This is a genomic window from Thalassolituus marinus (assembly GCF_020320395.1).
Taxonomy (GTDB): domain Bacteria; phylum Pseudomonadota; class Gammaproteobacteria; order Pseudomonadales; family Oceanobacteraceae; genus Venatoribacter; species Venatoribacter marinus.
Map to the genome: position 1 here is coordinate 79,762 of NZ_JAEDAH010000099.1, position 14,706 is coordinate 94,467.

Annotated in this window: 14 protein-coding genes; 1 reads left to right on the forward strand and 13 read right to left on the reverse strand. The window is 52.4% G+C overall.

Annotated features, from left to right (window positions below; all coding sequences use genetic code 11):
* Positions 1-156: 156 nt before the first annotated feature.
* Positions 157-1,329 carry a PleD family two-component system response regulator gene (locus I9W95_RS16215; protein ID WP_225676772.1) on the forward strand — a complete coding sequence of 391 codons (1,173 nt, stop codon included), beginning with the start codon at positions 157-159 and terminating at the stop codon, positions 1,327-1,329.
* A 46-nt stretch (positions 1,330-1,375) separates the two neighbouring features.
* Here I9W95_RS16215 and I9W95_RS16220 read toward each other — a convergent pair whose 3' ends face one another.
* The 13 genes from I9W95_RS16220 to I9W95_RS16280 all read right to left on the reverse strand — a co-directional run bounded on the left by I9W95_RS16220 (position 1,376) and on the right by I9W95_RS16280 (position 14,608).
* Positions 1,376-2,329 (reverse strand): LysR family transcriptional regulator, encoded by a 954-nt coding sequence (locus I9W95_RS16220; RefSeq protein WP_225676773.1) that lies wholly within the window; start codon positions 2,327-2,329, stop codon positions 1,376-1,378.
* A 131-nt stretch (positions 2,330-2,460) separates the two neighbouring features.
* Complete coding sequence (locus tag I9W95_RS16225) at positions 2,461-4,494, reverse strand: TonB-dependent receptor plug domain-containing protein (protein ID WP_225676775.1); 2,034 nt, start codon at positions 4,492-4,494, stop codon at positions 2,461-2,463.
* A gap of 99 nt (positions 4,495-4,593) precedes the next feature.
* Positions 4,594-5,295, reverse strand: a complete 702-nt coding sequence (locus I9W95_RS16230; RefSeq protein WP_225676777.1) for a hypothetical protein — start codon at positions 5,293-5,295, stop codon at positions 4,594-4,596.
* On the reverse strand, positions 5,282-5,773 hold the full coding sequence (locus I9W95_RS16235; RefSeq protein ID WP_225676779.1) for a DUF2878 domain-containing protein: 492 nt from the start codon (positions 5,771-5,773) through the stop codon (positions 5,282-5,284). Before I9W95_RS16235 ends, I9W95_RS16230 begins: the two co-directional genes overlap by 14 nt.
* Before the next feature lie 4 nt (positions 5,774-5,777).
* The gene (locus I9W95_RS16240) at positions 5,778-7,037 is read right to left on the reverse strand and encodes an SAM-dependent methyltransferase (protein WP_225676781.1); all 1,260 of its coding nucleotides are present in this window, start codon (positions 7,035-7,037) and stop codon (positions 5,778-5,780) included.
* Positions 7,034-7,903, reverse strand: a complete 870-nt coding sequence (locus I9W95_RS16245) for a DUF1365 domain-containing protein (protein ID WP_225676782.1) — start codon at positions 7,901-7,903, stop codon at positions 7,034-7,036. The genes I9W95_RS16240 and I9W95_RS16245 overlap by 4 nt, the downstream gene beginning before the upstream one ends.
* On the reverse strand, positions 7,900-9,159 hold the full coding sequence (locus tag I9W95_RS16250; RefSeq protein WP_225676784.1) for an NAD(P)/FAD-dependent oxidoreductase: 1,260 nt from the start codon (positions 9,157-9,159) through the stop codon (positions 7,900-7,902). Before I9W95_RS16250 ends, I9W95_RS16245 begins: the two co-directional genes overlap by 4 nt.
* On the reverse strand, positions 9,156-9,944 hold the full coding sequence (locus I9W95_RS16255) for an SDR family NAD(P)-dependent oxidoreductase (protein ID WP_225676786.1): 789 nt from the start codon (positions 9,942-9,944) through the stop codon (positions 9,156-9,158). Before I9W95_RS16255 ends, I9W95_RS16250 begins: the two co-directional genes overlap by 4 nt.
* On the reverse strand, positions 9,941-10,369 hold the full coding sequence (locus tag I9W95_RS16260) for a nuclear transport factor 2 family protein (protein WP_225676788.1): 429 nt from the start codon (positions 10,367-10,369) through the stop codon (positions 9,941-9,943). Before I9W95_RS16260 ends, I9W95_RS16255 begins: the two co-directional genes overlap by 4 nt.
* The gene (locus I9W95_RS16265) at positions 10,362-11,306 is read right to left on the reverse strand and encodes an acyl-CoA desaturase (RefSeq protein WP_225676790.1); all 945 of its coding nucleotides are present in this window, start codon (positions 11,304-11,306) and stop codon (positions 10,362-10,364) included. Before I9W95_RS16265 ends, I9W95_RS16260 begins: the two co-directional genes overlap by 8 nt.
* Before the next feature lies 1 nt (position 11,307).
* On the reverse strand, positions 11,308-12,741 hold the full coding sequence (phrB, locus tag I9W95_RS16270; RefSeq protein WP_225676792.1) for a deoxyribodipyrimidine photo-lyase: 1,434 nt from the start codon (positions 12,739-12,741) through the stop codon (positions 11,308-11,310).
* Positions 12,738-13,619: a MerR family transcriptional regulator gene (locus tag I9W95_RS16275; protein ID WP_225676794.1), complete on the reverse strand. Its 882-nt coding sequence runs from the start codon at positions 13,617-13,619 to the stop codon at positions 12,738-12,740. Before I9W95_RS16275 ends, phrB begins: the two co-directional genes overlap by 4 nt.
* Positions 13,616-14,608, reverse strand: coding sequence for a YbgA family protein (locus tag I9W95_RS16280; RefSeq protein WP_225676796.1), 993 nt, complete (start codon positions 14,606-14,608; stop codon positions 13,616-13,618). The genes I9W95_RS16275 and I9W95_RS16280 overlap by 4 nt, the downstream gene beginning before the upstream one ends.
* Between the last annotated feature and the right edge of the window lie 98 nt (positions 14,609-14,706).

Below are 14,706 nucleotides of genomic sequence, written 5' to 3' on the forward strand. Positions count from 1 at the left end.
GCAGTTGGGCTGGCATTTATAAGCAGTTTCGACTATCAATTAATCTATCTGTGAATAATTCGTAGAGCCAGACGGTGGCCGGATTGTTGCAGCACTTCTGACGCTGTAGGTCGTTATTCACTGGTTTCTCACGCACATTGGTTGAATGGACAGAGTATGAGCCAGGGATATATAGCAGTCGTTCTCGGTCGGGATGACGACCGGCAACTGGAATCCTTGCTGGGTGAAAAATGCCGGCTGTTGACGGTGGACTCCATCTCAGCGGTGATCGAAACAGCGGCCCGGCATGAAGCAAAGCTGATCATGATTGACGCTGTCGTTCTGGGGGAAGAAAAGGCCCTGGAAGCTTGTCAGATATGTAAGGAGCAGCAGGACGCACCTGTTGTGATTCTCTCTGATCAGGATTCACTCGATTACAAAATGCAGGCGTACGAAGCCGGCTGTGACGACTTCCTCACCCGCGATGCCATGTTTGAACTGAAAGCCCGACTGGATCGGGTGTTGTTCAACAAGGTGGCGAATGATCAGCTGCGCCTGCAACTGAAGCAGGCTAATGAGATGGCATTTATTGCCATGTCCGATACCTCAGATCTGGGGGTCAACGTTCAGTTTCTGCTGGATGTAAATAACTGCAGCAACCTTGATGAGCTGGGCATGCGTTTGTATCAGGCACTGGCCAGTTATGGCCTTAACTGCAGCCTGCAGATGCGCAGCCGTTATACCGTGAAGAATATGGAAGCCAACGGTATGGCTAAGGAAATGGAATCAGTACTGCTTGCAGAGTGTAAGGATCAGGGGCGCTACGTTGATTTCGGTAAGCGCTCGATCATGAATTATGAAAAGGTATCGCTGCTGGTAAAGAATATGCCGGTGGATGATGAAAAGAAGTACGGTGCCATCAAGGACAACGTGTTCTCACTGCTGCAGGGGTGTGACGCACGAATTGATGCACTGGATAACCTGCAGTCTCTGGCGCTGGAAAGTGAGCTGGTAAAACGTCTGAGTACTCACCTGCGTTCGGTAATGGCACATGTTGATGAAAGCTATCAGGAAGTCATGCGCGATATTGCCGATGTGGTGGAAAATATGGCGGACGGCGTTGAGAGCAGCATTCAGTTTCTGGGCATGGACGAGCAGCAGGAGGCTGCACTGCAGAAAATTATGGAAACCGGCATCGTCGATACCAATCGTATTTTTAACGACGGCATGCGACTGGATGAAGGCCTGAAAGGCTTCCTCACGCGCCTTGATGAAGTATTCTCCAGTGAGAAAACAGATCCGCAGATGATTCAGAGTCTGTTGAGCAGTATGCCCAGTAACGGCCATTAGCGTTAACGTCCAGACATAAAAAAGGCAGACCGTAGTCTGCCTTTTTTTATGCCTGTTTTGCGCCGCAGCTGCCCTCTGCCAGTTCAACCTCCCAGGGCGGGTTAGGGCGGATGCTGTCGATAACAAAATCAACGAAGCTACGTACTTTGGCCGACAGGTGACGGTTACTTGGATACAGGGCATGAATCGGACTGGCTTCAAACGGCCAGTCGCACAGTACTGGCAACAGGTTGCCAGAACGGATCGCCGGTGCCGCAACCAGCATTGGCAGCGGCGCAATACCGGTACCTGACAATGCCAGGGTGTACAGGCTGGCAAAATCATTCGCCTGCAGACGTGGCTTTACCTGCAGGCTGAACTCACGTCCGCCCGGTCCGGTCATCTGCCACTGAGCCCAGTTGCTACCGGTCAGCAGGCGGTGCTCGCTGAGTTGTTCAGGCTCTGCTGGCAGACCGAAGCGTTCAGCGTAGTCGCTGCTGGCACAGAGAATAGCGCGAACATCACCGAGGTAACGGCCGATCAGAGAGGAGTCTTCCAGCTGGCCGATGCGGAAGGCGACGTCGATGCCTTCCTGTACCAGGTCCAGACGCTGATCAGACAGCACCAGATCCACCATGACCTGCGGATGCTGTTCCATGTACTCGGCAATCAGCCCGGACAGTACGGTAGAACCAAACAAGACGGGTGCGGTAATGCGTAGCGTGCCGGTTGGCGTGCTCTGCATCTGAGTAACGGCGATGTTCGCTTCTTCAATTTCACTGAGGATACGCGCGCACTGGTTGTAGTAAGCATTGCCGGTATCGGTGAGACGCAGGCTGCGGGTGGTGCGCTGAATCAGGCGCACGCCAAGACGTTCTTCCAGCTGGGTGATCTTACGGCTGACCGTCGACTTCGGCAGACTCAGGTTACGCGCCGCACCGGTAAAGCTTCCGGCTTCCACGACGTGCACAAAGATCGCCATCTCGTTAAGGTCAAATTCTTCCCGTTTTCCTATCAGCATATGAGCTACCCGCAGTCTGAATGATCGAGTGAATCCCTACTTTAACCATGTATTTGGAACAATGGTAGCTAAAATTGCTCGATTGTTACTATCGTTCAGGATTCTGCTGGTCGCTCAGGGCCAGAGGCCCGTTAGTAACGGGCCTTGATGCCAAAGGACAGAATCAGTGGCAGATCGGTGACATCCTCTTTACCACTGTAGTCGGCGCCTGTGTATTCGTAAGAGATAACGTTGGCGCGGTTATAGAGGTTAAGTACCTCAGCGTAGAGGTTAATATCCCAGGCGGAGCGGGTCGTGAAAGCACGTTCGAGACGTACGTCCAGTCGATGGTAAGCCGGCAGACGCTCGGAGTTCACACTGCCATACACCGGGTTATACAAATCCGGATTGTCCGCATCCTGAACGGCATCTTCCAGTGGTGTAATCAGCTGACCGCTCTGATAGCGCCATTTCAGACCGAACTCCAGCCCTGAGCTGATCTTGTAGTTGCCCACCATATTGATGATAACCGGCTGATCATAGTTGTAGCTGAAATCGCTGTCTGTCACCTCGTTATGACGGAAGGTGCGTGACCAGGCGACGGAGAGCCAGCCATACCAGCGATCGGTCAGGTTCTTGTTAATAAAGACTTCTGCGCCAAACGCGTGACCATCAGCCTCGTTACTGTAGCGTGGCAGAGCAGCGTACTGAGCATCAGAAAGATCGGCGTAGTAAGGGTCCTGAGCCGCTTTGGCAATAATGATGTTGTCGAGTTGCTTGTAATAAACCTCGAATTTCCACAGCAGATCCGGACGCAACTGATGCTCCAGTCCCAGCTCATAATGCTCTGCCGTTTGTTGTTTCAGGTCTTTGTTACCGAACGGTTCGATGTAGCTGCCAAGGTTGGCAGGCAGAATATGATGCTGGCCATAGGCCTGAGTGAACCACCAGGCATCCGAGAATTGCCAGCGGCTTTGCAGGCGTGGTTCAGTAAAGGTTTCTTCGGTGTAGTCGTCATAGGCGAAGGCCAGCCCCGGGGTCAGCGTCCAGTCTGGTGATACCGACCAGATGTCCTGCACAAAGGCATCGTAGCTGTAGACCACCGGCTTGCCTGAACCAGTAACGGTTTCGTCGCCGTCGACGATGCGGGGGTCCGGCCCAAGCTTATCGCTTGGTGGTGCTGTCAGAGTGCCATCATAGCTGATATGGCTTTCGCTGATTTCAACACCGAACCCAACCTCGTGCTGATAGCCAACAGGTGCAAGAAAATGACTTTTCAGATTGAAGTCATCCACTTTTACATCAATGGCATTATCGGTGCCGATATTAAAAGCAAACTTCTGTTCCAGATGTGATAAACCAATTTTATGGCTCATGCCGCTGGCATACAGCTTTTCCCATGCCAGCCCCTGACTGTTAAAAAAGGCTTCAAACTGAATGTTGCCACTGAGTCCGGGGTCCTGCTGAACCAGGTCGGCATCGTCCTCAAATTTAATACCGGCTTTATCGCGCGAGCCAATCACCTGGAAATAAATACGGTCGGTATCGTTCGGGCGATATTCGTACTTGCCCTGATAATCGTAGTATTCCGGTAATGTGGTAAATGCGAAGTCCTCATCATCGAGCAGATTGTCGATATAAAACTGAAAAAGACTCTGACGTGCAGCGATATAGAAGCTCTGATTTTCCGTTACCGGCTGCTCGTAGAAAATTCCGGCTTTAAGAAAGCTGGCATCTATAACCAACTGGCTCTGATCGTAGTAAGGGGAGCGCGAGGTTGCTTCAATGACGGCGCCAGTGGCATTGTTGTACTGAGGCGACCAGGCGGAGGTTTCCAGACGGAAATCCTCAATTACGTTGTCACTGAGAATGCTGCTGTTATCGCTGTGAAATATGTAGCCAACAGGCAGGAAATCGACCAGGTACTGGTTGTCATCCGGCGAGGAACCACGCACAGCAGGCTCAGACGTTCGACCACCAAAAGTAACGCCGGGTAAGGTACTGACTGCGCCAAGTGGATCATTACCACTACCCGGCACCTTAAGTAATTTCTGTACAGAAATTTCGGTTAATGGTTCCTGCTGGCCGGTAATCTCTACCGTATCCAGAGCAACGGAATCTGTATCCTCAGCCTGCACCAGTAATGGCGCAAGAATCAGTGCGGGTGTAATGATCAACGCTTTCATTTTATCGTTCCCGGAAAGTGCGTGTCCTGGGCCACAACAGTAGCAGTGTGAAATGCAGTATCACACAGAAAGATGAATGCAGAATGAACAATCGGCCTGTCAGGGATAAAAATATGTAATGCTGGCGATATAGTTATCCCCACTGGCCGAGCGGATATTGGTCAGGCCGCGATAGCTCAGCAGTCTGCGGCTTTCGGCATCGTACTCTAACTGAATGGGGTCAAGCAGCCAGGCAAGCAGACGGGAAGCCAGCTGCATGCGAATGACGACCTTGCCCTGATCGCTGTTGTTAACCCGCTCTACCCGGAAACGAATGAGGTCAAAACGAGCCACGGAGGCAAAATAAAAGGTGAGGTCATCGCCAGCGACCAGAGTTTCCCAGTGGCTGCGGATCAATTCATCGAACCCGGCATCTACAACCAGCAAATCATCCGGCAATGTCAGGCGATCACGCTGCACAGGCTCACCGGGTTGCTGCAGTATCATCTGCAGCTGATCGCCCATCATGCTAAGCGCTTCCCGGTAGCCCGTGTCTGGTTCAATCAGATTGAACGACGGTGTTAACGGATTATCTGCATAAATGTTAATTTTCTCGGCGATTAACTCACCCTGTGGGTTTTTATAGTCGACCGTACGTTTTACCGGTATGCCACCCCCGTATTCCACTGTGTGGTATTCGCGGTACAACAGCTTGCCGGTCACGAGATCTTCAGCCTCTCCGTAGTAAGACTGAGTAGCCGCTGAAGCTGAAGCCGCCAGCATCGCCAGAATAAACGCTGTAAAAATGTCAGCAGGTCGCATGGTTAACCCTCCTGTGACGGAACAGGGCGGCAAAGGTTATCGCCCAGGCCAGTGCAATCATCAGATATCCGCTCTCACCTATTTCCAGAACCTGCAGCCGCTGACCGGCAAAGTAGCTGAGTGGTGCCATAGTTAACGCCAGTGCGGCTGCCAGACGACTTCTGCCCTGCAACCAGCCAAGTGCGTGGCGCGGCGTCAGACTGAATGCCAGCCATAGTGCTGCCAACCATAGTGGAATGGGGGGCCAGATTCCCGGGCCGAAACTCATCAGCCCCAGCAGGCTGAGCAGAGAATCAAATAATATGCCGACACTGGCGAGTAGTAGCGAAAAGCCCAGCCCTTTTCCCCGAGTAATCCACAGGTGCAGCAACAGGAACGCCAGTACACTGCTGCTACCAATAAGATCGCCACCAAGCACGCAGGCGAACCAGCAACCCTGAAAAGCCAGCATATTAATCAGCGGGTAATGGCGTTCCATAACGTCAGTCCTGCAGACCACCAAGGACAGGCTCACGACGATTCAGTGGTTTGGCAAACATCAGTTGCACATCACCGATTACGCGCTCGGCAAAGCCACCTTCGCAGTAGGAAAAATAGAAATCCCACAGACGGATAAAGGTATCGTCATAGCCAAGTTTTCTGATTTCGTCCTGATTTTTCAGAAAGTCTGAACGCCAGGCGGCCAGTGTACGGGCATAGTGTGGTGTGATGTCTTCCATATGAATCATTTTCATATCAGAAGATGCTGTGAATGCCTGGGTAATGGCGGTAACACAGGGGATGAAACTGCCGGGAAAAATGTAACGCTTAATAAAATCGACTTCTTTACGTGCCTGGTGATAGCGCTGATCATCAATGGTGATGGCCTGAATCAGGGCAATACCATCGTCCTTCAGTAAGCGTGAAATGGTTTCGGTATACACCGGCAGATACTGATAGCCAACGGCCTCAATCATTTCTATGGACACCAGTTTGTCGAACTGGCCTTCCAGCGCACGGTAGTCCTGCTTTAACAGTGTAATACGGTCGCCGAGGCCTTCTTCGGCGATACGTCGTTCGGCCCAGGCGTACTGTTCTTCGGAAATGGTTGTGGTGGTTACGCGGCAGCCATAATGCTTCGCTGCATAAATAGCCATGCTGCCCCAGCCGGTACCAATTTCAATCAGGTGATCTGATTCTTTCAGTTGTAACTTCTGACAGATGCGCTGCAGCTTGTATAGCGATGCTTCCTCCATGCTGGCATCCTGGTGTGGAAAAATACCACTGGAATACATCATGGTCGGATCAAGAAACAACTCAAACATGTCGTTGCCAAGATCGTAGTGAGCGGCAATATTGCGGCGCGAGCCTTTTTCAGTATTACGATTGAAGTAGTGAAAAATCTGCAGAAACGCTTTCCCTATATTGGCAAGGCCACCGTCGATTTCGTCGACTACATCATTATTACGTGCCAGCAGGCGTACCAGCATTGGCAGATCGTCACTGCTCCAGTCGCCGGTCATGTACGACTCACCCGCACCGACACTGCCGCTGAGAGCAATATTGCGATAGGCCTCATAGTCATGGATATGCAGAGTGGCATTCAGCCCGGAGCTATCTGCCTCGCCGAAGGTTGTCTGGCCGTCGGCTTCAATCACTGTCAGTCGGCCTGTATGCAATTTATTTAAGGTTGCGAACAGGCCATTGCGACAGATGCGGTCGAGCCAGTGAATATTCGCAGCGTTAACAGACAGAGTTTTCATGATATGCGCTCCTTGCCGCTGGCGGCATCGGGTTTCTTAAGGTTTTTATTATCGCTTTCGGGGTGATCGTAAAACGGGCTACGGCGTAGCCATAACTTGAGAGCATTCCAGTAAATGCCCCAGAAAACTTTCAGTGTCATAAATGGATAGCGTCGTAACACGGCACCCATACTGGCTGTGGTAAAGGGCAGACGTTGCAGACGCATGGTGGCATCCATATCTCTGTGGCCGTCCCGGTTCAGCGTATCCATATGAATCAGCAGGTCATCGGCCGGGTCCTGCAGTACCCAGCGATACTGCATATCCAGCGGATTAAATGGTGATACGTGAAAGCTTTTGGCGAAGCGATACTCATAGCGCAGCGCAGAGCCGACTATGGTACGAAAGGGTTCAATGGCTGTTGATGGACGATCTGATTTATCGGCCAGCAGGGTATAGTGATGACGTTCATCCCAGGGGGTATTGGTGATTTCCGCCACAATGCCACACAGGGAACCATCTTTTCGGTAGCCGTAATAAAAGCTCACCGGATTAATGATGTAGCCGAAATAGCGCAGGTTGGTCAGCAGGCAAATACGCTCAGGGCGCTCACCGCTTTGCTGCTCAAACGCATCCTGTACCCGGTGCTTAAGGTCTTCTGCCGAGTCGTTAAGCGCTTTATCGGCGGCAAAATAATCGCCACGTAAAAAACGTGCCAGTGCCAGCCCGCCACGACCCACCTTCCACCAGGCATGGCGACTGAAAACAGTTTCAACCTCATCCAGATCGAGCAGCACCATAAACACCTGATAGCGCAGACTGTTGCCTGCGCGGGTGAAGCGGCGGTGCCGCACCCAGCCCTGATAAATGGCACTGTGATCGCTCACAGGGATACTCCCAGGGCGTCAGTGACACGCAAGGCGCTGACCACACCATCTTCATGAAAACCGTTGAACCAGTATGCACCGCAGTAGTGGGTGCGGTTACGTCCACTGATATCAGCGTGGCGGCGTTGTGCCTTCATGCCTTCGAGGGTGAATACCGGATGGTCATACGTGAAACGACGAATGACCTTGCTGTCATCAATATCGGCAGACTTATTCAGCGTGACACAGAAATCCACCGGGCAGTGATGGAAATTCTGCAGGCGATTCATGTAATAGGTAACCGCTACCGTTTCCTGTTTATTTCGCCCTATATGGTAATTCCAGGCTGCCCATGACAGTTTCTTCTGTGGCAGTACAGAAGCATCGGTGTGCAGAACCACATCGTTTGGCTGATAGGGAATAGCACCGAGAATTGCCTGTTCATCGTCACTGGCATCCTCCAGCATGGCCAGCGCCTGATTGCTGTGGCAGGCAAAAATAACCTGACTGAAACTTTCTTCGCCACGGCTGGAATGAATAGTCACGGATTGCTCTGAGCGAGTAATGCGGTGTACCGGAGTCGACACATGAACCTGATGCTGTGGCAGGTCCAGCAGAATACGGCGCACGTAGGATTGTGAACCCTGACTGACAACCCGCCACTGCGGGCGTTCATCTACACTGAGCATGCCGTGGTTATTGAAAAAACGCAGGAAGAAATACAACGGAAACTCCATCATCATATCTTCACTGGCTGACCAGATCGCCGCGCCCATCGGGATAATGTAGTACTGACAGAAGTAGCGCCCGTAATTTTTGCGTTTCAGATAGCTGCCCAGCGTTTCCTCACTACTGATACTGCCGTCGGCTAACTCCGCTCGGGTTTCACGGTTAAAACGCAGAATGTCTTTAATCATGAACCAGAAGGCCGGATTAAAAATATTACGTCGTTGTGAGAACAGGGTGTTCAGTGTGTGACCGTTATATTCCAGCCCGCTGGCTTCACTTTTGACGCTGAAGCTCATATCCGAAGCTTCGGTAGGTACGCCCAGACGTTCCATCAGGCGAATAAAGTTCGGGTAGGTCCAGTCGTTGAAAACAATAAAGCCGGTATTTACCGGGTATGTAACACCATCAACGTCGACATCGGTTGTCTGGGTGTGACCACCGATGTAGTCGTTGGCCTCAAACAGATGAACGTCGTATTTTTCCCGCAGCAACCAGGCGCAGGTCAGGCCGGAAATTCCGGATCCGATAATGGCTATTTTTTCTTTCATGAGCTGAGTTTCCGCGGGTTGTTATTCTGGCGACTCATAGCTCTGCTGATGCGGAAACGTAAGGCTTCCGGCAGCAGACCCAGCAGGCGCAGTGCCAGGGTGAAACGTTTAGGAAAATGAATGTCACGCTGACGTCGCTCGAGTCCGTCAATGATGGTCCGGGCGGCTTCATCGGCTTCAATCAGAAAAGGCATCGGAAAATCGTTAACGTCGGTCAGCGGTGTACGCACAAAACCGGGTGAGATGACTGATACATCAATGCCGTGTGTATGCAGGTCGGCGGCAAAACTCTGCAAACAATGAGTGACCGCTGCTTTACTGGCTCCGTAGGCCTGTGCTCTTGGCATTGCCAGTGCGGTAACGCTGCTGCTGACACCGGCAATCATGGCGCGCGAACTCTTCTTCAGTAAGGGCAATGCCGCACTTATGGCATTGATGGTTCCCATGAAATTGGTGTCCATTACCCGCCTGAACATGGCGGGATCTGGTGCACCGGCATCCACATATTCGCAGGTGCCGGCGTTAGTAATCAGCATATCCAGCTGACCGCATTCCTGTTCAATGCGGGCAGCAACCGTTTGTAATTCCTGCTCGCTGGTCACGTCAGCAGGGCAAGGAATAATGTGCTTCTGACCGGCCGCCAGTTGCTGCAGTTTCTGTTCATTACGGGCGCTGATGTAAAGGCGTTTGCAACGTCCGGCTAACGCCTGTGTCAGAGCCTCACCAATGCCGGTGGACGCGCCAGTGAGCCAGATAACCTGTTGTTCCAGTGGCAGTGCTTTCATTGCATTCGTCTCCTCACCTGGCGAATTAACCAGCCCAGTAGCGGCAAGTGCTGGTAAAGCATGGCGCCAGCGTCGAAGAAATCTTCGTGGCGAATAATCAGCCCATCTTGCCAGTGCAGTTCTGAACAACCGCGTACGGTGACTGGTTTGCCAGCGGCAATGCGCGGATGAACGAACGTCATTTGCCAGCGGTGCATGCTGCTGTCACCGTTTTCGTAAATAGCGCCAAACTCGAAATGAATATGGCTGACGTTGAGGTACAGCTCGGCAAAATAGCGGGTCAGTTGTTCCAGACCCTGAATACTGTGAAACGGATCGGAAAACTCTATCGCCGGGTGATAAACCGAACCCAGTAATGGCTCGCTTACGGTGTCACGGTTGAGCTTTTGGTAGAGCTCAGAAAATCGTTTAGCCTGCTCAGCCATGGTGTTTCTCCATGGCCTGGCGGCCTTCAGCAAGAATATGTGCGGGAACAGGGCGCAGGTCGCGGATAATGCGCAGCCAGCTCATGGCTTTCAGCACCATGTACGTAATATCCACTTCCCACCAGTAAAAGCCCTGACGTGCCGATGCCGGCCAGCGATGATGGTTGTTGTGCCAGCCTTCCCCCAGAGTGAGCAGTGCAAGAAACGCATTGTTACGGCTGTCATCTTCAGTGGCGAAGCGTTTTTTACCCCATATGTGGCCCAGTGAATTAATCGTCACGGTGGAGTGAAACAGCAATACTGTAGAAATAAAGAAGCCCCACACCACCAGTTGCAGGCCTGTGGTTTCCAGTTGCGGATGGGTGGTTGCCAGAATCTCACCAGCGCCAAACAACAGGCAAACCAGCAGCAAAGGTGCGAAGGCATCAAAGCGGTCGAGCCACACCAGTTCCGGAAAGCGGGCAAAATCACCAATGCGTTTCATATTGGTACGAAAGGAGGCGTCACAGGTAAACCAGCCAACATGACTCCACCAGAAGCCACGTTTAACCGGCGAGTGCAGGTCCTGTTCTGTATCGGAATACTGATGGTGTGCACGATGATGAGCAGCCCACCACAGAGGTCCACGCTGGGCCGACATATTGCCCAGCAATGCAAAGATAAATTGCCAGAAGCGATTGGCCGAAAACGATTTATGAGAAAAATAACGGTGGTAAAAGGCGGTAATCGCGAAAAGGCGTAGCCAGTACAGGCCCAGACAAACCACTATCGCTGTCGTGCTGACCCCGGTGTAAAAGGCCGCCAGACAGGCAAGGTGTAAAAAGATAAAAGGAATAACCCGCACCCAGTTGAACTCGGTGCTGGTCATCGGCTGTTCTGAACCGGCATGGCTGTCAAACCAGCGCAGAATATCCTGTTTTCTCAGGCCGGTGATCATGTTATTCGCCCTCTTCAATTGGGGTGAGATTTTTAAATGCGGCCAGCGCACGCTCGCGTCCGGCTTTATGATCGACAATGGGTTGTGGGTACCCCACCTGCTGACGACTGAAAGCATCAGGGTTGTGACGGGATGGTGCCGGTAGGGCTGCAAGCTCCGGCAGCATGCGGGCGATAAAGCGGCCATCGGCGTCAAATTTTTCTGACTGACTGGTGGGGTTAAAAATGCGGAAATAGGGCGCGCCATCGGCACCGGTTGATGCACTCCACTGCCAGCCGCCATTGTTGGAAGCTAGATCGGCATCAACCAGCCAGTAGTTGAAGAAGGCTTCACCGCGGCGCCAGTCGATCAGCAGGTGTTTGGTCAGAAACATCGCGGTTATCATACGCAGGCGGTTATGCATCCAGCCTTGCTCAAGCAGTTGCTTCATCGCGGCGTCGACAATCGGATAACCGGTACGTCCCTCGCACCAGGCGGCAAAATCTTCGTCCGCCTGACGCCACTGCAATTGCTCAGTTTCCGGTTTAAATGCCCGGTGTTTGCACAGCTCTGGGTAGGCGACCAGTAAATGGCGATAGAATTCACGCCATATTAATTCACTGATCCAGCAGTCAATGCCCTGATTGCCGCCAGCGAGTAAGCCATGATTTTTTTGCATGGCGGCATAGAAACACTGGCGCGGCGACAGTATGCCCAGCGCCAGTTCAAACGACAGGCGACTGGTGGCGTCGGTGTCCGGAAGGTCACGCAGCGTTTTGTAGGCTTTTATCTGTTCATCGATAAAACGCTCGAGTTTATCGTGGGCGTTATTTTCATCGACCGACCATAAATTATCTGACTGTGCTGTATGCTGGTAAGGCTCTCTGTCAGCAGGCAGAAGACGCAGCAGTGCCTGTGCAGACTGCGGAAGGGCGGTTGGTGTGCCGAACGGTGCGCTGATTGCGTCATCTGCTTTCGGTAGCCAGGCGCGCTTAAACGGCGAAAAAACCCGGAAAGGCTGATCCGTTTTGGTACGCACATCCCCCGGTGGCAACAGACACTGATCGTGAAATTTATTAACTTCAATCTGCTGCTCACGCAGCCAGCGGCTGACGTGATAATCGCGCTGACGTTCGTTAATTTCGTATTCAATATTAAAATTCACGGCAGCAATACTGAGGTCTGAAATCAGTGCTTTCAGAATGTCGGTACTGTGAGTGAAATCGTCGGCGGCAAGAATAATCAGCGGAATATTTAATTCGGCCAGCTGTTTTTTAAGCTCTTGTGCACGCGCTTTCATCAGGTTGATCCGGCGCGGGCCTAGGCCGTGTTTCTGCCATTGTTGTTCGCAGATAAAATACAGGCCGATGACTGGTTGCGACTGCTGACAGGCGTGCCACAGGGCCGGGTTGTCACGTACACGCAGATCGCTGCGAAACCACATCAGTCTGTTCATTGCATATCTCCTTGTTTCTGGCACTGAATAAACTGGCGGATCTGTTGTGACAGAGAGCCTTTCATCGCCCTGATTTGTTTGGATTGGCTGTTGCAGCTATCACTAAGGTCACTGCAATACAGTGCCAGTTCACTGCTGCTTAATTGTTCGGTCCAGCGCTGTTCTGTGGTGTCTTCAACCAGTGGGTGAAATTGCAGCCATAACGCTTGCCAGCGACCGCTTTCACTGAGGTAGCCTGCATCTTCGCTACTCAGTTCGGGCCCGAAATAATCAACCTGATATTCTGCTCCGCCCAGTGCACAGGCTGCGGCGAGAGTCGAAAGCTCGGCTAATGGGTGGGTACAGCAACAGAGGACACTGTCGCCGGAACAGGCCAGTTGCTGCATATGCAGCAAGCTGCTCAGCTTCTGTTTCAGTGCATATTCGAAGCCTTTTACAATGGCCGGATGTGAGCTGTCGGCACGCAGGCTGCGGATAACCGGTAATAAACAGAAGTCGAAATAGACGGCGACCGGGTAACTGGAAAAGCCGTCGCTCCATAATTTATCCAGCTGATGCATCGACAACTGAGTGGCGGCATTCAGCAATCGCGCACGGCGTTCGGTCCATTCGTCATCTTCTTCCTGCATGCCACGTGGCGCGTCGTCTTTCAGCAGCGACTTCACCTGGCGTATGGGATAGCCCTGATCCAGCCAGTACAGAATGTTGCGTACCTGCTGGATGTGCTGCTCGGTATAAAAACGATGACCTTTTTCAGTACGCTCAGGACGGATGATGCCGTAGCGTCGTTCCCAGGCACGCAAGGTGACTGGGTTTACGTTGGTCAGGCGCGCAAATTCCCGGATGGGGTATGCGTGCACATCATCCAGTCTGTTCACAGCGCGTTCCTCAATCCCAGTTCATAAGGATGCGGATCTAGATACACCTGCTGGCGGGCGTAACTATCGATCTCCTCGTGATGATTGAGGTGATGTTTCAGCAATGTCAGCGGCACGATAAGGGGCACAATGCCCCGCCTGTACTCGTCGATCAGACGACTCAGTTCGGCTTTATCGCCACTGCTCAGGAAGTTCTTCAGATAGCCCTGCAGGTGCATCAGGGTATTGGTGTGCATTTTACGGCTGGCGGGTTTGGCCAGTGCTGTCATCAGCTGGCGGAAATACTCGTCGGCAACGTCGTTAATATCACGCTCGCGTAGGTTGGCGAGGATGCGCCCTATGGATTTGTAGTGCACCAGGCTGTGGGCCATTACCAGATACTTGTAGCGTGAGTGGTAATCAATCAGGCCACGGGCGGTAATGCCCTGAGCGCGAAACTGTTGCCAGTCGTGATAGGTGAATACCCGGGTAAGGAAGTTCTCACGCAGGGCGGCGTCATTCAGGCGACCGGCTTCTTCCACTGGCAGCAGCGGGTTCGCTTCGCTGAACGCTTTGGCATACACGCCCATGGTGGTGCCTTCCGGATGACCGTTTTTCAGGTAGCGCTTAACGTTGAACAGGCCGCAGCTGGGACTTTTCTGCATGAAGATGTAGCCACACAGCTGAGTCTGTTTGCTGGCTTGTTCATGGGCGTAGTCGATCAGAGCATCGGTGACGTCCTGCGACGGATCATCGACGCCTACGGCGCGCACTTCGGTGCTGGCGCTGTTGTCAGACACCAGGCGGATCGGTTCACGCGGAATGCTCATGCCGATCGCCACTTCAGGGCACAGGGACACATAGTCGAAGTACTCGCTGAGCGTATCGGTACAGAAGCGCGAACGTTTGTGTGAACCGTTAAAGCGTACAGGCTGACCCATCAGGCAAGCGCTGATACCGACCGGGATACGCGCCGGCGAAGCCGGACGAAGAGGCAGTGACTGACCCATTTGTATAACTCCTGCACCACTTTATGTATAAGATTTATTTAAGCGGCATCAGGTTGTACAAGTCAAACACTTTTGTATAAGTATTTACACTTCTTTGT

Coding starts and splice junctions, on each gene's coding strand:
- I9W95_RS16240 (WP_225676781.1), bottom strand. CDS start 7,037: ATGAAAACTCTGTCTGTTAACGCTGCGAATATTCACTGGCTCGACCGC.
- I9W95_RS16260 (WP_225676788.1), bottom strand. CDS start 10,369: ATGGCTGAGCAGGCTAAACGATTTTCTGAGCTCTACCAAAAGCTCAAC.
- I9W95_RS16215 (WP_225676772.1), top strand. CDS start 157: ATGAGCCAGGGATATATAGCAGTCGTTCTCGGTCGGGATGACGACCGG.
- phrB (WP_225676792.1), bottom strand. CDS start 12,741: ATGAACAGACTGATGTGGTTTCGCAGCGATCTGCGTGTACGTGACAAC.
- I9W95_RS16255 (WP_225676786.1), bottom strand. CDS start 9,944: ATGAAAGCACTGCCACTGGAACAACAGGTTATCTGGCTCACTGGCGCG.
- I9W95_RS16230 (WP_225676777.1), bottom strand. CDS start 5,295: ATGCGACCTGCTGACATTTTTACAGCGTTTATTCTGGCGATGCTGGCG.
- I9W95_RS16250 (WP_225676784.1), bottom strand. CDS start 9,159: ATGAAAGAAAAAATAGCCATTATCGGATCCGGAATTTCCGGCCTGACC.
- I9W95_RS16235 (WP_225676779.1), bottom strand. CDS start 5,773: ATGGAACGCCATTACCCGCTGATTAATATGCTGGCTTTTCAGGGTTGC.
- I9W95_RS16225 (WP_225676775.1), bottom strand. CDS start 4,494: ATGAAAGCGTTGATCATTACACCCGCACTGATTCTTGCGCCATTACTG.
- I9W95_RS16265 (WP_225676790.1), bottom strand. CDS start 11,306: ATGATCACCGGCCTGAGAAAACAGGATATTCTGCGCTGGTTTGACAGC.
- I9W95_RS16280 (WP_225676796.1), bottom strand. CDS start 14,608: ATGGGTCAGTCACTGCCTCTTCGTCCGGCTTCGCCGGCGCGTATCCCG.
- I9W95_RS16220 (WP_225676773.1), bottom strand. CDS start 2,329: ATGCTGATAGGAAAACGGGAAGAATTTGACCTTAACGAGATGGCGATC.